Below are 21,540 nucleotides of genomic sequence, written 5' to 3' on the forward strand. Positions count from 1 at the left end.
CTAGCAGACCGTAAGCTCGCGAAATGCGTCGGCGGAGAGAGGTTGGGAGCCGAGATAGCCCTGAAAGTACGCGCAGCCCTCGGCCGCGCAGAAATCGCGCTGGCTGCTGGTCTCGATCCCTTCTGCCATCACGCCTAGATCCAGCGCATTAGCCATCGCAATGATGGCCCGGAACACTGCACGGTCCCGCTCGTCGTCGAGGACCCCTTCGACCATCTGCCGATCAAGCTTCAGGTAATCTATCGATAGAAGCTTCAAGTATCTGAAATTGCAGAACCCAGCACCAAAATCGTCGAGCGCGATACGTATGTCAAGCTGCTTCAATTGGTCGATGACGAGACCCACTCGCTCGAGGTCTCCCAAGAGCACCTGCTCCGTTATTTCCAGTGTGATTCGATCGAAGGAGAAACCTTCTCGTTCTGCGAGGCGGGCAAATTCCTGTGCGAAATTATCCGCCGCGAGATCCGACGGCGTGACGTTGAGCGACAAACGAAGATGGTCCGGCCAGTCCTTCGCCTCCTGCAAAGCCCGCTCAGCGATGTGGCGCGAAAGATGCGCCGTATGATCGGTCCGCTCGGCGATGGCGAAAAGTGTTTCCGCCCCAATCCGGCCGGCATCAGGGTGCTGCCAGCGCGCCAGCGCCTCCGCCCCGATCATCCGCCTATCGGCAAGCGCGTATTGCGGCTGAAACAGGATCTCGATCTCGCCCCGATCGATCGCGGTTAAAAGGTCGCCCTCTAGTTGGCTATGCGAGCGACGCGCCCCTTCCCTCCCGGCGACGGACCAGGCAATCCGGCGGCCACTCGATCCGCGCAACGCACTCGAAGTTTCGGCCAATCGGTCGAGGATCGTATCGGGATCGTCACCGTCGCTCGCGCGCATCAGGCCGACCCGCGGCCACATCCGCAGGCGCGGCGAGCCCTCCTTCTGCGCGATCGGCACTGCGATGGCGTCGGCTAGTGCCTCGCCCAGCCATTGCCAGCGTTCACGGCTCAACTCCTCGCGAGCGACGAGAAGGAAATTACCGCCGTTGAGCCGTGCGGCCAGCCACGCGCTCGATTCCAGTTCGTCGTCGGCGAAGGTACGGATGCGGCGGGCGGTTTCCCGCAACGCAGTGTCGCCCGCCGTTTCGCCGAATGCGATATTAACGGTGTCGATCCGGCCGAGCGTGATCAACATCGCATGGATGGGGCACGGTCCCGCCTCGCGCGGCCAGTCCGCCTGCCACCGTGCGATGATCGCGCGCGCCGCCGCCATATCGGCGAGCCCGGTCAACGCATCCCGCGTGTCTTCCATCCTATCGTCCATTACGAGCGACCCCATGGCCCGCGCTTATCGCGCTCACGCCGCAAATTTGCCAGCGAATTGCCGCTGTTGCCAAACGGGACGCCCGCCCATAGGCACGCCGGGTCGCAGCCGAAGCGGCGGCAGAGGAGAGTTTAGCGATGAGCGACGAACCGCGCCTCGCATTACTGGTATCCGATGGTGAGCGGGCGCAGGAAGCGGCCGACGAAGTCATCCGCGATCTTGCCGACTGGGTGCCGCTCGAGGAAGCGGACATCGCTGTCATTCTGGGCGGCGACGGGTTCATGCTGCAAAGCCTGCACGCGATGCTGGATAGCGGTCGCGTCATTCCGGCATACGGTGTCAATCTCGGCACGGTCGGCTTCCTGATGAACCGCAACCGCCAGCCCGAGAAGCTGCTGCAGAGGATCGGTAAGGCGAAGCGGCTCGATATTCTGCCGATCGCCATGGAGGCCACGGCGCAGGACGGCGAGGTCCACAAATTCCGCGCAATCAACGAAGTCTCGCTGCTACGCGAAACTCGCCAGACGGCGAAGATCGAAGTGCAGGTGGACGGCAAGACCCGCATCAAGGAACTGGTTTGCGATGGCGTCTTGGTAGCGACTCCTGCAGGCTCGACCGCCTACAACTTGTCAGCCGACGGCCCGATCCTGCCGCTTGATTCGCAGCTGCTGGCGTTGACGCCGATTTCCGCCTTTCGCCCTCGGCGGTGGAAAGGCGCTATTCTGCCGGATCGCTCCTGCGTCAACTTCAAGGTGAACGAACCGGGCAAGCGCCCCGTTTCCGCTGTGGCCGACCAGCGCGAGATGCGCGACGTCGCCGAGGTACGGCTGGAAATCGCGCGCGAACATCCGCTCACGCTGCTGTTCGATCCCGGCCATTCGCTCGACGAGCGGATCGTCGCCGAACAGTTCGTATTCTGACCCAGACTTTTTGCGATTGCCCGCTTGCCAAAGCGGCAGCCCGCCCATATAGGCGCACTCCTGCCGTACCGGCTGCTCCCCGATAGCTCAGCGGTAGAGTAGGTGACTGTTAATCACTTGGTCGTTGGTTCGAATCCAACTCGGGGAGCCATTATCTTCAAACACTTAGCGGAAGAATGACCACAGCGCGCTAGCGCCTGTGACCTTTCGCTGTGTACTCTTCTAAGAAGTCCTACCGCCCTCAATCGCAGCAAACGCGGGTCTAGAAACTGCCTCCATGGCAGCTCGGACGTCGTTGGTATCGAGGTTAGTATATTTCTGAGTGGTTTTGATGCTAGCGTGGCCGAGCAACTGACGCGTCACTTCGAGATTGTTGGAGCTGCGAATGAGCCTGGTTGCGCTAGTGTGACGCAGGTCGTGAAATCGGAAGTCACGAATGCCTGCCCGTTTCAAGACAGCCCCCCAGGGCTTATAGACGCCATGCTCCGTCCATGGATACCGGTGACCCTTTTTCAGCCCGGCCCTCGTGTCGCTTTTTCGACATTGATAGGTGAACACCTTATCGCACTCTGGAACACGCGGTTGAGCTTGAAGTAGCTCGACCAATTCTTCCGTGAGCGGGAGCGGGTGCATGATCGGTTCGTCGCCTTCACCCTTTAATTCGATCCATGCGATCCTTTCGTCCCAATCAATAGCCTGCCAGGTCAATCCAAAGACAGCTGCCTTTCGCGCCGCAGTAAGGATGGCAAATTGGACTGGCCCGTAGAGGTCTGAATGGAGTTCGTGAATTGCCGCAAACAGGCGGGCCTGCTCACCATCGCTTAGCGTTCTCGTGCGACTTTTTTCGGCCTTGGTTTTGATTGCTGCCGACCAATCAATGTTCGGCGTGGCGAAGCCGCATTTCCCGGCATAGCGGATTGCCGCTCGCAGGTGGGCGACGTCTCGGTTGACAGTCGTGTCCTTGATCGCCTCCCCCTTGCGGTTCCTCATCTGCTTACGCTGGAGGCGAAAAGTGGTCAGGTCCGCCAGCGACAGGTCTGATATGAGTGTGTTGGGGCCGTTTGCGATTGCGAGGCAGTACTCTGCATTCACACGCCGACATGCCTTGTTGCGCCACTCTGATTCCTTTACGGCGCGAAACCGTTCGAGGCACTGCGAAAGCGTTAGCTCGCGACTGCCACTGGCAATATGCCCGATCGCATCGGCCTCGGCCTGGAGTTTCTGCCGAGCCTCAGCCCGTTTAATATCTACAACTTTGGAAGCTTCCGAGGCTTCAACGCATCCAGTGGAACCACGGAATGGCTTCCCCTCGATGATGAACTTGTACTGCCAAAATTCGCTTTCCGGCCTCGCATAGAGATATTTGCGCTTAGTCCCTGTCGGCATTCCTTTGCTCCCCCAATAGTGTTTTTCCGTATCCATGCGTCATAAGCAAGTTCGTCAATGCGGAAGCTATTCTTACCCACCCGCGTACGCGGCATTTCCTCCATCAACCTTCCGGCCTGCTTAGGACTAACATTCAATCTTGACGCGATTTCGCGCCGTGTGAGCATATGCATAACGCACGAACCACTCGTTAGATTCCATTGGTTTGCAGAAGCGATTAAGCGGCCAATCCAGCCGACGACAACCGTATTTGCACCATACACAATTTTGGCCAAAGCAGGAAAATTTCTTGGATCAAAATTGCGGAAAATTTGGCGGAAAATCCGCTGACTCATAATCCACAAATTTCCTGTCTTCAGGCCTTGCCTATCGGCACCGAAGTTGATGGATTGGGGAAACAAAATGGAGTGGTACAACCTATGAAGAGCATTAAACATGAGTTTGAAAAACCCAGTTGGCGGATCGCGAGCCGGTTCGCCAGAACGATCAAGTATTCTAAAACCTAAGGCCAGCGGACGGCGCGTCCGCCCTATAGCGGACATGCCCTCACCGACGCCCGAAACGGCCGAAGGCGAGCCGCAAGGCCGAGGCCACTTTTTCGGCCTACATTTCCCAACATTTTCGGAAGCCTGTAGGTTCGGAATCAACCATGCCGTTACCTATCTTATCCTTGCCAGAGGTACGCAGGCCGACAACCGAACGACCACATGGTCAACTAACGCTGTAGAGACGAATTCCCTGATTTCCCGCCCCAAGGCGCGGCAGTGCATAGCAGACCTGGTAACCTGGAAACTCGTGGAACACATAGGGGGGACGAAGCACCGACCTGTAAGGTCACTATTCGTGCCACCTGAACCAGATTTTACCAATCCCGCCGGTGACGTGTTAGACGATGAGGGTGCGGAAATCATACGCAAGCTGCCGCTTTCGGTGAAAGGGCGTACGAAGCGCTTGGTTTCGAAGCTAACATCGATGGCTGAAGAAGGTTGGGTGGCAGAGGTCGGCGGACAATGGCAAAAGGCGCCACAAGTGAAGCAGGCGAGGGCCAAGGCTGAATTGACCTGGCTGCCTAACAGCTTGGTTGACGGGATTGGAGGCCAAAATTCGCCTATAGAACTCTTGCGGCAGACGCAATGCGTTTGGACCCTATCCCTGCTCGTAGCTCTTTACAGAACCCATGAATTGACATTCTCACAGGGTGTTCCCCAAGAGACATTGGAGCAAACGTTCTCACGCAAGAAGGTCGCTGAGTTTCGGGAATTCGATATGTACGAGTTTACCGGAAAAAGGACCGCGGTTGACACCGGTTCCGATCTGGTTCGACTTTTCGCGAACTCGCCTTCCGAACGGGAAGCTTCCGAGCAATTCTTCGAAGCCGTCGATCTCTTAAAACGCCTCGGCTTGATGACCTTTGTACCCCATCTGTTCGATGGACCGGATGGCGAAGTACTGTTCCCACTGGCCGAACCGAAAGACGGTGCTGATTTCACCGACGCAGAAGGCAGGTTGTTCGAGGCGGTGGATGCAGCATCGACTTCACTTGAGCGAATGAAGGGCTACTCTCCCTCCAAGCGCGCGGCGAACTCACCGATCAAAGTGCTGGTGCAAAACCACATCGGTAAAGCACAAGTTCGCGGCATTGCCAGGATGCGACACCGGCCTCGCACTATGGTGACTGCCGAGTGGATGGCGCAATCTGAGCGATGGGATCAGTGGACTTCGCTTTATGAACGCCTCGACCGCGATATCCGATTGGCAAAGGTTGTCGTCGAGTAGACTTTTCGGGGTGCTTCGGTTCGCGAGGCACCCCGCCGTCAATTCTCTTTACTTATCAGTTAGTTCGAACCCGCCCAAAGGACTTGCAAACTCCCTGCCCAATTGTGCAACTTCAATGAAACATCAAGGAGACTTCAATGAAAGTTCAACGAGGTTTCAAGAGATAAATACCAGTAGGCATCTCTCTAACGAGAGCCGCAGCTGCGCTACGGCTGATACGGGGAGTGGATTTCTTGCCTGCATGTTCGGTCAATGCCAGGCACTATCTTATTCGGCGTGATTGGCGTTCGAAAGCAACGTCGCGAATACCCGCAAACCTTTTCACCAAAATGGCCGGATCGGACTGCCCAAGGACGTCGAAAGGCTAACGATCAACACCTGCCCAGCGGTCATCAGCCTGCGCCAAGCGGTGAGCAGGCTGCCCATCTCTCTTGGTCGCTCCCAGAATCAGAATCGCGCAGCGCCTGCGTAGCTACGGCGTCCGATGCTGGCATATACTGGCAGTTTCCTGCCCGATCTGCCCCAATCCCACGGCAGGTACAAACTTGCCACATGCCCCATTTCCTGCCGCCCAATAGGGATCTGATAGGGCGACCCTCCCCTATTTGGCTTGCAGGCATCCCGCGCTAGGGAAAGTGTTTGCATTTGGAGGGAGATTCGTCGCTCATGTTGGAGCAGACATTCCGCAATATCGATGATGTCCTCTGGAAAGAGGCAGGCTGCACGACCGAGCTGGACTATACCGAGCAGACATCCTGGATGCTGTTCCTGAAATACCTGGATGACCTGGAAACAGCACGCGAGATGGAGGCGGAGCTGGATGACAAGCCGTACACACCCATTCTCGACGAAGACCATCGCTGGTCCACCTGGGCCGCGCCGAAGGATGCGGAAGGCAAATACGACCATGATGGCGCGCTGATTGGGGACGACCTGATCGATTACATCAACCGCGACCTTTTTCCCTACCTGCAAGGCTTCAAGGCGCGGGCCGATAGCCCGGACACCATCGAGTACAAGATCGGCGAGATTTTCGGCGAAATCAAAAACAAGTTCACCAGCGGCTATTCGCTGCGCGATGCACTGGAGCTGATCGACGGCTTATCCTTCCGGTCCCAGGACCAGAAGCACGAGCTTTCGCACCTCTACGAAGCCAAGATCAAGAACATGGGCAACGCCGGACGCAACGGCGGCGAGTACTACACGCCCAGGCCACTAATTCGCGCAATGATCCAGGTTATCGATCCGCAGGTGGGAGAAACTATCTACGACGGTGCTTGCGGTTCTGGTGGCTTCCTGTGCGAGGCTTACGACCACATGCGGGGCAAGCACGGCCTTAGCACCATTGAGTACCGTACGCTCCAGGAACGCACCTTCTACGGCAAGGAGAAGAAGAGCCTCGCTTATGTCATCGCAACGATGAACCTGATCCTGCACGGCATCGAGGCGCCGAACCTGATCCACACCAACACGCTGACCGAAAACGTGATGGACCTTCAGGAGAAGGACAAATTCGATATTGTCCTGGCCAATCCGCCATTCGGCGGGAAGGAGCGGAAGGAGGTTCAGCAGAATTTCCCGATCAAGACCGGCGAGACAGCATCCCTCTTCCTCCAACATTTCATGCGGACGCTAAAAGCGGGAGGCCGTGCCGCCGTCGTCATCAAGAACACCTTCCTCTCCAACACTGATAAGGCCAGCGTGGCGCTTCGCAAGGAGCTGCTGGCAAGTTGCAACCTGCATACCGTGCTGGATATGCCAGGCGGGACCTTCCTCGGCGCAGGCGTGAAGACAGTGGTGCTGTTCTTCGAGAAGGGACAGCCAACGCGGGATATCTGGTACTACAAGCTCGATCCGGGCCGGAACATGGGCAAAACCAATCCGCTGAACGACGAGGATCTGGCCGATTTCGTGAAGCTTCAGGAGGACTTTGCGGACAGCGAAAAGAGCTGGACGGTGGCGGTGGATGATACCATCGACACTGGCACCTATGATCTGTCGGTTCGCAACCCGAATGCGCCGGAAGCAGCACCACTTCGTTCGCCGGAGGAAATCATCGCCGAGATGAAGGCGCTGGATGCCGAAAGTGCCGAGATACTGGCTGAGATTGAGGCGATACTGTGAAACCGGGATGGATTCAGAAACCCCTAGGCGACCTATGCCGAATTGAGCTTGGAAAGACGCCTCCTCGAAAATTTGCCGAATTTTGGGATGAGCAAAGGGCCACCGGGAACGTGTGGGTTTCTATTGCCGACATGCCAATCGGAATTCATTCAAGAATCTCCGACAGCAAAGAGTACGTTTCGGATGCCGGAGCCAAATTAGGCAAAACGGTGCCGAAAGATACTCTGCTTGTCAGCTTCAAACTGACCCTAGGGCGACTAGCCTACGCCGGTTGCGATTTGCAGACGAATGAGGCGATCGCCGCGCTATATCTGCACGACGAGACCGTCATCGATAAGGCCTACCTCTACTGGTATCTGACGTACTTCGATTGGGATAAGGCTGCCGAAGGGGACGAAAAGGTAAAGGGCAAAACCCTCAACAAAGATAAGTTGAAACGCCTGCCAGTCATCGTTCCGCCACTGGCCGAGCAGCGGCGGATCGTCGCAGTTTTGGATGAGGCGTTCGCTAGAATCGCCACCGTCACAGCGAATGCTGAAAAGAACCTGGCGAACGCGCATGCATTATTCACTAGCGCGGTCGCCGAAGTTTTCACCCGCAAGGGCGTACAGTGGATGTCATTGCCACTGGGTAAGGTGGCCGAATTTGTCGACTATCGTGGCAAGACGCCACCAAAAACTCCTACGGGTACCAGGTTAATAACGGCAAAGAATGTCAAAATGGGTTTCGTGCAGCGACAGCCGGAGGAATTTGTCGATCCAACGATTTATGATGGATGGATGACGAGGGGGATTCCTCAGTGTGGCGATGTCCTATTCACGACAGAAGCCCCCCTCGGAAATGTCGCTCAACTAGATACTGATAACAAAGTAATCATAGGGCAAAGGCTCATTACTTTGCAGACCAATCCCTCACAGCTCAATCCGACCTTCCTGCGATATATGCTCACTTCGGAGCCACTTCAGAAGGAAATCCATTCTAGGGCGACCGGTGCCACCGTTTTGGGTATAAAAGCCAAGCTGCTGAAGGAGGTGCCAACTTATTTTCCACCCGATATCACTGAACAGACGGCAATTGCAGACCGCCTTTCAAGGTTGGAAGACACCACTCGTGCGTTGGCAAAATCTTACGTGGCCAGATTGTCGGAGCAGACAAACCTTCGACGAGCAATCCTCGACGCGGCTTTTTCCGGCAATCTAGCCGATTTCCAGCAGGCCGCCGCAGCGTGAATGAAGCAGAAACCCGCGCTGAGCTGATCGACCCTGCCCTCAAGCTGGCGGGCTGGGGCGAGGTCGCGGAAAGTCGGGTTCGGCGCGAGCAGCTTTGCCCAGGACGCATACTCAGCAAGGGTAAGCGCGGCGAGCCAAGCACCGCAGATTATGTCTTCACTTATCGCAATCGCAAACTCGCCGTGATGGAAGCAAAGCGGTGCGATGCAGGTGATACCGAAGGCGTCGGCCAAGCGAAAATTTACGCAGCGAAACTGAAAGCCCGTTTCGCCTTTTCGACAAACGGCAAGGGCATATATCGGATTGACATGCTGACGGGCGAGGAAGGCTACGTCGATCGATACCCCAGCCCGCAAGAACTGTGGGACGCAACTTTCGCCGAAGAGAGCGTGTGGCGCGGTCGCTTTTCCGACGTCCCATACGAAACACGCGGCGGCACTTACGAGCCGCGCTACTATCAGGACAACGCCATCGAGGCGGCGCTGGACGCCATCGCGAAGGGCGATAGCCGTATCCTTCTCACCCTAGCGACCGGCACCGGTAAGACCGCAATCGCTTTCCAGATTGCCTGGAAGCTTTTCCATGCCCGTTGGAACCTGCGCGACTGGAAGGCCTCCGGAGAGCCTACACGCCGCCCCAGAGTGCTTTTCCTGGCCGACCGCAACATCCTCGCCGATCAGGCCTACAACAGCTTCTCTGCCTTCCCGGAGGACGCCCTGGCCCGCGTCGAGCCAGCCGACATTCGCAAGAAGGGCAAGGTGCCGAAGAACGCCAGCATCTTCTTCACGATTTTCCAGACCTTCATGTCTGGCACCGACGATGCAGGCGAACCGCAGCCCTATTTTGGAGAGTACCCCGCCGACTTCTTCGACTGCATCATTATCGACGAATGCCACCGTGGCGGGGCGAATGATGAAAGCACGTGGCGTGAAATTCTGGAGCATTTCAGCCCAGCCGTTCAGATCGGCCTGACCGCCACACCTAAGCGCGACAACAATGTCGATACTTACCGCTACTTCGGCGAGCCGCGCTACGTTTACTCGCTCAAGGAAGGCATCAACGACGGCTTTCTTACGCCATTCAAGGTGCTGCAACTCGCCACGACCATCGATGATTATGTCTACACATCGGACGACGCTGTGCTGGAAGGCGAGGTCGAAGAAGGACGGCGTTACGAGGAAAAGGACTTCAATCGCCGCATCGAAATCCGCCAGCGCGAGGAGTATCGCGTCAAGACATTCATGGCCAAGATTGGGCAGAAGGAGAAGACGCTCGTCTTCTGTGCGACCCAGGATCATGCCGCGATGATCCGCGACATCATCAACCAGAACAAGCAGAGCAGCGACCCTGCTTACTGCGTCCGCGTGACGGCAAATGACGGCGCTGTCGGCGAGCATTACCTGCGCCAGTTCCAGGACAACGAGAAGACCATTCCAACGGTCCTGACCACCTCGCAGAAGTTATCGACCGGCGTTGACGCGCGAAATGTCCGCCACATCGTGCTGCTGCGGCCCATTAACTCCATGATCGAGTTCAAGCAGATCATCGGGCGTGGGACCCGTATGTATGAGGGAAAAGACTACTTCACGGTCCACGATTTCGTGAAGGCGCATCATCACTTCCAAGACCCCGAATGGGACGGCGAACCGCTTGGGTCGGATGAAGTCGGCGGTTCCACTGGTGATGGAAAAGGTGATGGCGGCGAAGGCACGTCTGGCACCGGCGGCGACGGCGACGGTGGCGACGGTGAAGGACGAGAGCGTCCGCAAAAGCTGAAGATCAAGCTGGCCGATGGGAAGGAGCGAACTTTCCAGCATATCGAGTCCACCATGTTCATGGGTCCGGACGGCAAACCGATGTCGGTCGCTCAATATGTGGAGAGCCTCTTCGGTCAGCTACCAGATCTTTTCCGTGACGAGGCCGAGCTGCGCGAAATATGGAGTGATCCAGCTACCAGGAAAGCATTGCTCAACGGTTTGGCCGAACGCGGGTTCGCAGGCGAGCAACTCGACGAAATTCGCAAGCTCACCAAGGGCGAGGACAGCGATCTGTTCGATGTGCTGGCATACATCGCCTATGCCCGAACCCCCACGCTGAGGGCCGAGCGTGTAGAGAAACGTCGAGCAGGCATCCTCTCGCAGTATGACGCGAAGACGCAGGAATTCCTCGATTTCGTGTTGTCACACTATGTCGAGGAAGGCGTAGATCAGCTCGATACGGACAACCTGAAGGGGCTTTTGACCCTGAAGTACGGAAGCACCCATGACGCGGCATCCAGCCTCGGCAGCGTGAAGGATATCCGGCAGAACTTCGTCGGGTTTCAGAACGGGTTGTATAGTTCGCCAAGCGAAGGTCCAGATAGCTGAGACTAACGACCTCTCCAAACTTTGGCGGCCAGTATATAGGCTATCACCGCGAGAACACTTAATAGGGGCATCAGAAAGACTGCCAGCTCAAAGAGGGTGCCTCTGCTGATGGTGCTGAGGCCAAGAACCTCCCGGACACCGAATCCCGCCAGTACATAGCCCGATCCGGCTATCATAAGTTCTGTATGATGGATTGCCTTGCCCGACCTAAGGAGAGATGCGGCGAGGAAGATGCCGAGAATCACGAAAATCGAACCAGCCAGCAAGATAATAATTTTCTCGTTCGTCCATCGACTAAGGCGGATTTCCCAATTGAGACTGTCACCTACTATCTCGACCCGTTGCCCAGGAAATCTCTTTACGACGTGATACCGCACGGCCTCTGCGCCGTCCCTAGTCTCAAGCCGAACAGAGGGCCAAATAACCGTCTCATCGAACGGAAAGAGCGTTACCGCTGCGTGACTGGGGATCAAGAATCTTGGAGTTTCGCCCCCAGCTATAGATAACGCGCCAACGTCCCCACATCGAAAATGAAACTCTTTCGGTTCAAAGGTCATGTGGGGGCTTCGATCTGAGACGAAGACGGTTAGACACTCCTTGTCGGATTCTGCCGAGCCTGCATACCACTCGTCCGATCGCACAAACACAGAAGCCTCTACGGAGTTTTCACCATCGACGATCCTATGGAGGACAATCGTTACATCGATGGGTGGAGACGTACCCTCGTACTCCGTAATCAGTTGCACCTCATCCCCACGGCTACCGTACTCATTGTTCGCGAGGTAGATGAAGCCGGAAAGTACAACAGCATAGATAACGGCAATGAACATAACAATTCCGCCCACGCCAGTGACAATCTTATACAAAAACCTACCCTCCATCTTTCGAGCTTGGATTAGCCTGCATCGCCAAAGGAACAACCGGAAGTTGTATTTATGAGGTATTTCGTGACCAAGGTTTGGGGATGGCGTGAGCCTATTGGTCCCTTGGTGTTCGGATCGACCGGTTGGCGTGACAATGCCGTCGAGAAGCTGCGTCCTAGCGACAGAGTAGTCCTAGTCGGCACCACCGATGAGCCAACGATGGAGAGCGAACAAGGGCGGCTACTCGGCATCATGGAACCGACGACTGAGTTGGTCAGGAGCTTGGATTATCCCCGTCCGCTGCTCGACCGGGACTATGATGAGGATGGCATCTATAAGTGGCCGTACGGCCTTCTGAACGTCCGTGCCTGGACCCTCGAAGATCGACCGCTTCTCACCGAGATTTCCGATAGAAAGTTCAGTATGGACGCCGTGAGAAGTATCGTGGCGCTGAACGCCGATGAGGCTCGGAAAATCGATGCTTTAGCCAAACGTCCTGCCGAAATGGCGCAAGCCACTGCGACCGCACAGGAGCGAATAGCGCAGGCGACTGGCCGTCAGAATTACACAGCACCCCCACCAACCACGTCGCGCCGTGGTGTGATGCATATGCGGCGCGCCAGGGCCTACACGTACTTGATGGAATTGGTCGGTGCCACGAAGCCCACGTACAAATTTGGCTGGGCATTTGACTGGAAAGCACGAGAGAAAACATTCAATCATCATGCGCTGCCAGAACTAGGCGGCCTCAAATACAAGACTGTGCAACACCACCTATGGTCCACTGCGACCGAAGCCTTCCGTATGGAGCAATCTCTTCTTCGGAAATTCCAAGGCGACAGGCAGGCGTATAACAACGAGATTATCGTCGGTGTGGAACGGTCAGACATCGACCGTGCTTGGATTGACGCCTTGGCACGCCGATAGCCGTCCCATTTGAGTAAACCCAAACGAGACATGACGCTGAGACAGCGCAGGCGTCTCATTAGGGTTGACCATAAAACTAATCCCTGCCATTCCGCCAACGTCTAGACCCTATTGAGACGGAGTATCCCATGGCATTGGTTGGTTACGCACGAGTCAGCTCGGTAGGGCAGAGCCTCGAAATTCAGGAGAAAGCGTTATCCGAAGCAGGGTGTGAGAAGATATTCGCCGAGAAGCGTTCAGGCCTAACCGCGAAGGGTAGGCGACAGCTCGAAGATGCCCTGGATTACGTTCGTGAGGGGGACACCTTCATCGTTACAAGGCTCGATCGATTAGCCCGCTCGGTCGGCGATCTGTTTGCAATCATCGAGCGATTGCAAGGTAAGGGGGTAGCTTTCCGTTGCCTGCAACAAAGCGGCGTAGATACCGATTCATCGACCGGCAGACTTATGATGGCCATCCTCGGCGCAGTCGCAGCCTTTGAGGCGGACATACGCAAGGAACGCCAATTGGAGGGTATAGCCCGAGCAAAGGCGCGCGGCGTATACAAAGGCAGAAAAAGACAAATTGACGCCCATGAAATTCGCACTCTCCAGGAGGCTGGAATGGGGCCTTCGGCTATTGCGAAAAAAATGAGCATTGGACGCGCTAGTGTTTATCGGTACCTCGCAAAAGAGCCGCAGTGAGTTTGGTGAACCAGTATGAAATTAATCCCGTGGGAACCTGACCTGCGAACAATCGTCGACCGCATCAATGGCGAAGACATAGACCTACAACCAGATTTCCAACGGCAAGAAATTTGGCCTGCTCTAAAAAAGAAGCGTCTAATCGACACGATTTTGCGCGGTTGGTCCATACCGCCCGTATTCCTTGTAGTTGCCAAAGATGGTCACATGGACGTTCTCGATGGGCAGCAAAGGTTGGCCGCAATTCGAGATTTTTTTGCCAATTCCTTCTCGATTGATGGAGCCGCGACCCCACAAGATGACTTCATCGAGAGTCTAGGAGGGAAATTCTACCGGGACCTCGACCAAACTCAGCGAAGACTGGTCGATAATCACACCCTCCGCTGCTTCAAGATCACCGACTACAATCCCGATGAACCAAGCGAGCTTTTTTATAGGCTCAATCAGCCAACTATGCTGACCGCTGGTGAGCAAAGAAACGCTTTTTACGGCCCCGCCCGCGAACAGCTGAAGGAGTTAGTTGCGCTTTTCGAATCTTTGGGAAATTCGAAGACCACCCTGGGCTTCTCAAACTCGCGGTTGGCCTACGATGATATCATTGCGCGTATCCTATATTTCATAGAACAAGGCTCGTTCGCTAAAAAAAGCACTGAAAAAGTTATTTCTCAGCGCTTTAAAAGCAGAGAAGAATTTTCTCACGATGTTTTTGGAGCTACCGAGCGTGCAATCCGTATATTTAGTGACGCTCGCGAATTCGCAGGCCGGGTTCGCTTCAATAAAGCTAGTTCTTTAAGTTGGCTTCTATTTTATTGTCGCTGGAGAGGCGCTAGCCACGACCATCGCTTTTTGGATTGGTTTTATCATGTGCAGGAAGAAGGCGTTGGCCACGATCCCCGAGTGATGCTTGCGGTAGAACTCTTCAAAGACCGATCAAGCTTACGCGTTACCGATGTATCTTCAGTTGTCTTCCGGGACATTGCTCTATGGTACGCCTACTATGTCGGCTCACCTAATGGCGAAATTCATGCCGATATCCCGATGTACGTCCTCGAGACCCTCGACTCATATTTGTCAGACGGTCAATGGGATGAAGAAAAGCCGGATATCGCGGGGTTTCTCCAGCACCAAATCCGCCCTGCCGAGTGGGCTACGATTCGATGAGGATGGCAAAGTTCCGCCGGTATCAGACTAAGCTCACGGAACGAGCTGATGATTGGCCATTAAAATTACATCGGTTCGAATTTGAACGTATTCCTAGCTTGGGAAGTGGCGAGTTTGGATTCTCGGGGCCACTTACCGTCCTCTGCGGACCGAATGGCGTCGGTAAGACCACTCTTCTCAGGGCAATCTGGGCAACTGCATCGCCCAGCACCTATGTTCGCACCCCTGGCACGGACCTCAAACTGCTCGCTGGTCGGGGCTTGCTCGAATATCATTGGGACACAGAAAAACGTCGGGCTGAGCAGGTGTTTGGCGCTAATTCGGACGAAGAGCCTGAGGTTCCCGAAGCGGGTGAAGAGGATGAGGAGAGCGAAGACGGGGAAACTTCACCAAGGCCAACCTTTCCCGTCACCGTCATCCATATAGATTCAGCTGGCCGGGCTGCGCGATATCAAAACGCGTTTTGTGAGATCGGTAACTTCGAGGAAATTACTAACGGTGTTGCACCGTTAAGCCTCAACCAATCCGATGTAGAACATATTAATTCGCTTTGTTCGCGTTCCTATCGAAGTGTGTCGGTCTACGAAGTAGAGATCGCAGACGGTCTCTACGCTCCATTTTTCGAGGTTACCTATCAGGATGACCATTATGACAGCCGCACGATGGGTACTGGTGAAGCTGCCGCAATGTACCTCTGGTGGGAGGTAAATCAGGCTAAGCCCAATTCATTGCTTCTCATTGAGGAACCCGAAAGCTTCTTGTCGCCGAAATCGCAAAAGGCTTTCGTCAACTTTTTGACGGTTCTCGCAGTCCAGAAGCATTATGTGGTGGTCGTTACCTCACATTCACCCAAGATTATCGAGACTGTTAGCGATGAACATCGCTCCTTCATTCATCGAGACCGAGGCAATGCAGTAGTCGACACAGGGGGAGCATCGCCTGAGCTGCTCGGGACGATTGGAATCGAGCAGAGGGTCGACAATCTAATTTTGGTTGAAGATAATGCGGCCAAGACATTCGCCAATGCGATTTTACGCCGTTACCGACCTGAGCTGTTTAGACGTTCCGAGATAATCGTGATGAACGGTCACGGCGACATCACAGCCTGTCTTAAGCGCCTGGGTGGCAAGCCAACTGACCTGTCAATCGTCGGCCTCTACGATGGGGACCAAAAAGGCAGTGTTGAGACTGATGTAGAACCATTCTCAGCCTTCCTGCCAGGCGATATCCCAATTGAGCAAGTTTTCCGCAAATTGGTCGAAGACGACCCCAACAACGTGCAAGTAGCCCTAGGGGTTGAACGGCTGTCGGAGATAAACTTTGCTCTCGAGGGTGAGGAAGCACACGATTGGTTCGAAGAATTTGCTAAGGCGCTAGGTGTCGACAAAGGAATGCTGTTTCAGCAACTTTTTTCGATATGGGAGAGACAAGATGGTTCGCCTGAGACATGTTTGTCCTGTGTCGGTGAAATAGAAGCGGTGATCTTCCCCGCCGAGCCGCAGTCGGAATCAGACGCCCATGTAAAAAATAAGGGCCTCGCGACGGAGAAGGTGAGAATTGCTGATATGCCTGTGACGGTGGAGACCGAACCCGTTATCGATGAGACAGAAGTGCAGGCTGAAGACAAACCGAACAATAAGTAGTGTCGCTCTATCCTTGCGTATTGGTCGCGAGTCTTAATTTGACAGCGAGATCATGAGAAATTTGCGGGTCGAGGACAGCAATCGTTTCAGATCGCAAAAGCACTGCACGTTGGACGGACGAGCGTTTACAGGCACTTGAAGTAAGGCCAACGCTCACGAGATCTCAAAGCGCCGGAAGCCCATGTTACCCATCGCCAACCGATTGCGCAGACGGCTTGAAGACCGTCGAGCCTTCTTCGAGAATTGGCTGTTCCAATGGTTTGGTTTGAAAGACGGGCGTGGGGTCAGCGTCGACCTATTCAACGGCAAGAAATCGCATTGGGAGGGCATTGGGTACTTCGGCTCGACAAGGGACGTATTTTGGGAGGCCCTTCCCCGGGGCATTCGAAACGAAATACTCGAACAGTTGGAGTGGGTCGAACGAGAAGCCTCGCGCTATCGACCAGAGGTCTTGCCGAAGGCGCTGGATGAAGCAGCGGGCCAGTTAGGCACTTTCGTGGAAATCATTCGCCACAGAGCCATCGATTGTGATCAAGGACTGCGGGGTGATGGGATTAACATTCCTGGCCCGTCTGACCAGGGGCGATGGTACGGCACTTCCAAATCGAAAATCCGCCAACAAGCTGACGCGATCCTCGAAGCCCATCAGGGCGGTTCACCTAGCTCAGCTATTTCTAAGCGCGACGCCTTAGCGTTCGCATCAGATGAAGAGGCCGAAGACATGACAAAATATCAGGTGGCGCTATCCTTTGCGGGCGAGCAACGCGAGTATATCGAGGCCGTGGCGGAATATTTGAAAAAGGAAGGCGTCACAGTCTTTTATGACCGTCACAGCACGGTGGACCTTTGGGGGAAAGATGGAGCGGCAGCATTCACTGATCTATTCTCGAAAAGGGCTGCCTATGTGGTGATGTTCATTTCTGAGGACTACGTCTCGAAAGCTTGGCCGCGTCAGGAGCGGCAAGCTGCGATATCGCGGCAAATGCAGGATGAGGACGAGTACATCCTACCGGTGCGTTTCGACCAAGCAGAGGTCCCCGGACTGCCTTCAACCCTTCAATACGTACAGGCGGAACAATTTCAGCCATCCGATTTGGCGAAAGCGATCATAGAGAAAATTGGTCACAGCCCACTAAGCGGGAAGGCATCCGATGCGGCTCCACAATATTCGGAGAGCCTACGTGGAAAAGTCGCATTCGACTATACGAACCATGATGGTCGATACCTAATTGGCGAAGGCGAGGTCCAGTTTGAGACGAAATGGTCGGGGGCAGGAGCCGACACCATTCACGCCTATAACGACCCGCCTACCATCCATGGCATTGCCATTGCCGAAGGAGCGACGCGTATCGACGAAATCACCGATGCAAGCTCATACGATTTCTCTTCCCGTTCGAGGAGAGCGAACAAAGGAGAAGTGGTAATCCTTCGGAACATCCACGGGAACTACGCCGCACTCGAACTGATCGAAATCGGCTACAAGGGGCGAAACTCCGACCGGTTCGAGCTGCGCTTTACGTATAGAATCAATCCTAACGGAGTCAGAGATTTCTCCGCCTGAAAGCCCCTCCCCCCACGTGGTCCAGGAAAGCGGCACCAAATCTTGAGCGGTTCCACTTCGGGTATCTCAGGGCCTCTCCCCCAAATCTGAGAGTACCTCGGCAGAAAAACCTGGCGATGGAATTTTTGAAAGCCCGCAAGTGTGTACTCCGCTGTGTACTACTCTGTGTCCCCGACGTCCCGAAACAGCCTTCCCGTCCCACTCAAACTGTCCGATTTCCATAGCTCTGCAAGGGGTAAAGCGCAGTTGGCCCGCCGAAATGCGACTGACTGTTAATCACTTGGTCGTTGGTTCGAATCCAACTCGGGGAGCCAGATACCGTACCCAAGGGGTCCACGCTGTACCCAAAAGGCCTTGATTTCCGCGCCTTACGACAGCACCCCGCTCTCAACCAAGCTCGACCTTACCCAGCTATTCCCAACTGTCATGGGGGCTTTTGCGGGGCCAGGTCTTCGCAAAGTGGGGGCCTCGCATGCTGACAGATGCTCGCTGCCGTACGGCGATACCCCGAGAGAAGCCGTACAGGCTTCCCGACCAGCACGGTCTCTATCTTCTCGTCTCGACGACCGGCTATCGGAGCTGGAAACTGAAATACCGTTTCGGTGGGAAGGAAAAGAAGCTGACCTTCGGGCCTTATCCGGAGGTTCGGCTCACGGCGGCACGGGACCGGATGTTCGAGGCGCGCGAGCTTTTACGCCGGGGGGTGGATCCGGCAATGCCGGCGCCCGCTGCGGAAAGCTCTTACACTTTCGGCGATGCGGCGCGAAAGTGGCTCGACCTGCAGAAGGACAGCTGGAAGCCCAAGCACGCGAAGACGGTGAGGGATCGTCTGGATGCGGACGTCCTTACCCAACTGGGGAAGAAGGGGCTTGGCGAAATTCGGCCGCGCGATATCCTGACCCTGCTCGAGCCGGTGCAGGATCGCGGCGCCATCGAGGTCGCGCATCGCTTGCGCAATTACTGCAGCGCGATCTTCGAATGCGCGATTGCGCTGGACTGGGCGGAGAACAACCCGGCCGCCTCGATCGGCAAGGCACTGCGGCCGAAAGTTTCGCGCCGGTTTCCCGCCCTGCTCGAGCTGCGTCAGGCGCGCGCCTTTCTGCGAACGATGGAATCGCAGCCGTGTCAGCCGGCAACGAAGCTGGCCTCGCGCTTGCTCGCATTAACGGCCGCGCGCCCCGGACCGATCAGGATGGCGCAGCGCGAGGAGTTCGAGGGGCTCGGCACGGCCGAGCCGCTCTGGCGGATACCGGCATCCAAGATGAAGCTCGAGCGTGCGGCCAGCGAACAGGACGCGTTCGAGTTCATCATTCCGCTGTCACGGCAGGCGGCCGAGCTGGTCGCGGCAGCGATCGGGTTCGCGGGCAAGCGGAAGTTCCTCTTTCCCTCGAGCCGGCACTCGCACCGGCCGATCAGCGAAAACGGCCTCAACACCAACTACCGCCGCGTTCCGGGCTTCGAGGGGCGACATGTTCCGCACGGGTGGCGCAGCAGCTTCAGCACGATCATGAACGAGCGCGCAGCCGATCTCGACCGCCCGGCCGATCGCGCGATCATCGATCTCATGCTGGCTCACAAACCGCCGGGGACCGAAGCGGTCTACAACCGCGCGGCTTACATGCGCCGGCGCCGCGAACTCGCACAGGAATGGGCCGATCTGCTTTGCGAGGGCCTAACACCGGCGGCCGAGCTGGTCGACGGCCTGCGGAAATTTCAGCCGACCGGCTGACCGCGATCGGCGGTGCGGCATGAACGCCACCGCTACCCCGTTCGGCAGCCTCGCTGCAAAAATCGCCGGGAATACGCTCAGCCGGAAAGCGCGGGCACTTCTCGAGCGGGGCGACAATCCTCGATCAGGACAGCCCGTCTGGCGTAACTCCTACACCGAAGGAACCTTCGAGGACCGCATATGGCGGCCGATCAACGACGGTTCGACGCGGGGCGGCAAGCGCTGGACGTCTGCGCTGCTGAAAGCCGCTCGAGCATTCGAGATCAAGACGCGCACCAAGCGGCGCGAAGTCGAACCGGGGGCCCGCAACGGCGAGCTCGGCGAAGTCGGGCTGGAGGTTCTGCGCTATCTTTACGAGCTGGTCGATTACGCGACCGGAAGGCTCGAGCCTGCTATTGCGACGATCGCGTCGGAAATCGGCCGGTCGTACTCCGCCGTCCACGATGCCCTGCGACGATTGCGACGAGCTGGCTTCCTCCAGTGGATCCGGCGCAGTCGCCCGATCGACAAGCCGGACCCCTATGGTCCGCAGGTCGAGCAGGTAAGCAATGCGTACGCCCTGCTCGCGCCGGAAGCCATGAAGGGCTGGCTGATGCGTCTGATCGGTAAGGCACCCCTGCCCGCCTGCGAAAATCAACGCAGGGCGAACGACAGGCTCGAGTTCGAGCGAATGCTCCGGCAGCTGACAGCCCGGGAATATGTCGAGCAGCAGCGCTGGAATGGCGATGATCTGCTCGGCGAACAGCTCAAGCGCCTGGCGGCACTGGTGGACGCGCAGGAAAGGCACCAGCGCGAATCCGGCAGAAGCGGAGAGACCGGGGTAGTAGTTCCTACTACATGAAAAGAATGGCCTGACATGTAGTCAGGCCATGCGTCTGGACCCGGTCACCGCCCCCGCATTCTCCCCGCGGCCCTCAAACTCCCACTATCCGCACCGGCGGAGGTCGGCGGCTGCGCCGCCTCCGGCTCGGCGAGGACCGAGTGGCAAGGTTCGTGCCACTCGGCAGCGTTATGCAGCCAGCAGGGCTGCACGATCTTCCGGTTCGAAGTTGCTGATGATCAGCTCGCCAACGCGCTTGGCACCGATCGCCTTCGTCGAGATCGTATAGGTGGTCTCGACCGGCACCTGGACTAGGTCGGCGAAGATCTCGCGAACCTCCGGCGTATCATTGATTGAGATAATCATCTTGCCGCGCGCGCCGGCCGCCGCCTCCGCCAGTTTCGCGAAGTCGTCGGGCGAGAAGACCGCCGCGCCGTAGTCATCCTCGCACCCGTAATAGGGCGGATCGCAGTAGAACAGCATGCCCGGTCGATCGTATCGCCGGACGAAGTCGAGGAACGGCAGCTCCTCGATCGTCACTCCGGCAAGCCGATCGTGCAGGTCATCGAGTACGGGTTCAAGCTTCGTGATATTGAACCGCGCGCCTTGCCGGTTATCGACACCGAAATTGCGGCCCGCGACCTTCCCGCCGAAGGCGAGCTTCTGGAGATACAGGAAACGCGCCGCGCGCTGCAGATCGGTAAGCCGTTTCGGATCGAGACCGGCAAGCCGCTCGAACTCGTTCCGGCTCGCGAGCCGGAATCGCAGCATGTCGATAAAATAAGGGTAGTGCTCCTGCAGGACGCGGAAGAACGTGACGACGTCGCCGCTGATATCATTGATGATCTCGACGCGCGGGCGACTCGAACGGCGCAGGAAGATGCCGCCCATGCCGACGAACGGTTCGGCGTATCCATCGTGCTCGGTATTGGCGATCAACGAACAGATCCGGCGCGCTAGATTGCGCTTTCCACCGATATATCCGGCGGCGGGACGGACGGGCTTGATGCTTTGAATTGACTCCATGTTCCCAAGGGGCTCCAT

Annotated in this window: 16 protein-coding genes and 1 tRNA gene; 13 read left to right on the top strand and 4 right to left on the bottom strand. The window is 56.5% G+C overall.

Going from position 1 to position 21,540, the window contains the following annotated elements; all coding sequences use genetic code 11:
* Positions 1 to 1,323 carry a bifunctional diguanylate cyclase/phosphodiesterase gene (locus tag E3U23_RS11125; RefSeq protein ID WP_279351333.1) on the bottom strand — a complete coding sequence of 441 codons (1,323 nt, stop codon included), beginning with the start codon at positions 1,321 to 1,323 and terminating at the stop codon, positions 1 to 3.
* Between the two features lie 122 nt (positions 1,324 to 1,445).
* On the opposite strand from E3U23_RS11125, the gene E3U23_RS11130 reads away from it, so the two are divergent.
* Both E3U23_RS11130 and E3U23_RS11135 read left to right on the top strand, forming a co-directional pair.
* Entirely contained in the window at positions 1,446 to 2,228 is a 783-nt protein-coding gene (locus E3U23_RS11130; RefSeq protein ID WP_279351334.1) for an NAD kinase, read from the top strand.
* Between the two features lie 76 nt (positions 2,229 to 2,304).
* Positions 2,305 to 2,379, top strand: a tRNA-Asn gene (locus tag E3U23_RS11135).
* Between the two features lie 71 nt (positions 2,380 to 2,450).
* On the opposite strand, the gene E3U23_RS11140 is transcribed toward E3U23_RS11135, so the two are convergent.
* Positions 2,451 to 3,650 (bottom strand): tyrosine-type recombinase/integrase, encoded by a 1,200-nt coding sequence (locus E3U23_RS11140; RefSeq protein ID WP_279351335.1) that lies wholly within the window; start codon positions 3,648 to 3,650, stop codon positions 2,451 to 2,453.
* Between the two features lie 807 nt (positions 3,651 to 4,457).
* Here E3U23_RS11140 and E3U23_RS11145 point away from each other — a divergent pair.
* The 4 genes from E3U23_RS11145 (at position 4,458) to hsdR (ending at position 11,109) form a co-directional block, all read left to right on the top strand.
* Entirely contained in the window at positions 4,458 to 5,390 is a 933-nt protein-coding gene (locus E3U23_RS11145; protein WP_279351336.1) for a hypothetical protein, read from the top strand.
* A gap of 666 nt (positions 5,391 to 6,056) precedes the next feature.
* Entirely contained in the window at positions 6,057 to 7,514 is a 1,458-nt protein-coding gene (locus tag E3U23_RS11150; protein WP_279351337.1) for an N-6 DNA methylase, read from the top strand.
* Positions 7,511 to 8,743: a restriction endonuclease subunit S gene (locus tag E3U23_RS11155; protein WP_279351338.1), complete on the top strand. Its 1,233-nt coding sequence runs from the start codon at positions 7,511 to 7,513 to the stop codon at positions 8,741 to 8,743. Before E3U23_RS11150 ends, E3U23_RS11155 begins: the two co-directional genes overlap by 4 nt.
* The gene (gene hsdR / locus E3U23_RS11160; protein WP_279351339.1) at positions 8,740 to 11,109 is read left to right on the top strand and encodes an EcoAI/FtnUII family type I restriction enzme subunit R; all 2,370 of its coding nucleotides are present in this window, start codon (positions 8,740 to 8,742) and stop codon (positions 11,107 to 11,109) included. Before E3U23_RS11155 ends, hsdR begins: the two co-directional genes overlap by 4 nt.
* A 2-nt stretch (positions 11,110 to 11,111) precedes the next feature.
* On the opposite strand, the gene E3U23_RS11165 is transcribed toward hsdR, so the two are convergent.
* Positions 11,112 to 11,939 (bottom strand): hypothetical protein, encoded by an 828-nt coding sequence (locus E3U23_RS11165; protein WP_279351340.1) that lies wholly within the window; start codon positions 11,937 to 11,939, stop codon positions 11,112 to 11,114.
* 117 nt (positions 11,940 to 12,056) lie between these two features.
* On the opposite strand from E3U23_RS11165, the gene E3U23_RS11170 reads away from it, so the two are divergent.
* The 7 genes from E3U23_RS11170 to E3U23_RS11200 all read left to right on the top strand — a co-directional run bounded on the left by E3U23_RS11170 (position 12,057) and on the right by E3U23_RS11200 (position 20,517).
* On the top strand, positions 12,057 to 12,899 hold the full coding sequence (locus E3U23_RS11170; RefSeq protein ID WP_279351341.1) for a hypothetical protein: 843 nt from the start codon (positions 12,057 to 12,059) through the stop codon (positions 12,897 to 12,899).
* A 128-nt stretch (positions 12,900 to 13,027) separates the two neighbouring features.
* Positions 13,028 to 13,582: a recombinase family protein gene (locus E3U23_RS11175; RefSeq protein WP_279351342.1), complete on the top strand. Its 555-nt coding sequence runs from the start codon at positions 13,028 to 13,030 to the stop codon at positions 13,580 to 13,582.
* 15 nt (positions 13,583 to 13,597) lie between these two features.
* A complete protein-coding gene (locus tag E3U23_RS11180; RefSeq protein WP_279351343.1) occupies positions 13,598 to 14,743 on the top strand; it encodes a DUF262 domain-containing protein in 1,146 nt (381 codons plus the stop codon).
* 2 nt (positions 14,744 to 14,745) lie between these two features.
* Complete coding sequence (locus E3U23_RS11185) at positions 14,746 to 16,386, top strand: ATP-dependent nuclease (protein ID WP_279351344.1); 1,641 nt, start codon at positions 14,746 to 14,748, stop codon at positions 16,384 to 16,386.
* A gap of 181 nt (positions 16,387 to 16,567) precedes the next feature.
* Positions 16,568 to 17,947: a TIR domain-containing protein gene (locus E3U23_RS11190; RefSeq protein ID WP_279351345.1), complete on the top strand. Its 1,380-nt coding sequence runs from the start codon at positions 16,568 to 16,570 to the stop codon at positions 17,945 to 17,947.
* A gap of 472 nt (positions 17,948 to 18,419) precedes the next feature.
* Positions 18,420 to 19,676 carry a tyrosine-type recombinase/integrase gene (locus E3U23_RS11195; RefSeq protein ID WP_279351346.1) on the top strand — a complete coding sequence of 419 codons (1,257 nt, stop codon included), beginning with the start codon at positions 18,420 to 18,422 and terminating at the stop codon, positions 19,674 to 19,676.
* A gap of 19 nt (positions 19,677 to 19,695) precedes the next feature.
* Positions 19,696 to 20,517 carry a hypothetical protein gene (locus E3U23_RS11200; protein ID WP_279351347.1) on the top strand — a complete coding sequence of 274 codons (822 nt, stop codon included), beginning with the start codon at positions 19,696 to 19,698 and terminating at the stop codon, positions 20,515 to 20,517.
* Positions 20,518 to 20,685: 168 nt separating this feature from the next.
* On the opposite strand, the gene E3U23_RS11205 is transcribed toward E3U23_RS11200, so the two are convergent.
* Positions 20,686 to 21,522, bottom strand: coding sequence for a DNA adenine methylase (locus E3U23_RS11205; RefSeq protein ID WP_279351348.1), 837 nt, complete (start codon positions 21,520 to 21,522; stop codon positions 20,686 to 20,688).
* Between the last annotated feature and the right edge of the window lie 18 nt (positions 21,523 to 21,540).

The organism is Erythrobacter litoralis (genome assembly GCF_029760855.1).
Lineage (GTDB): Bacteria > Pseudomonadota > Alphaproteobacteria > Sphingomonadales > Sphingomonadaceae > Qipengyuania > Qipengyuania litoralis_A.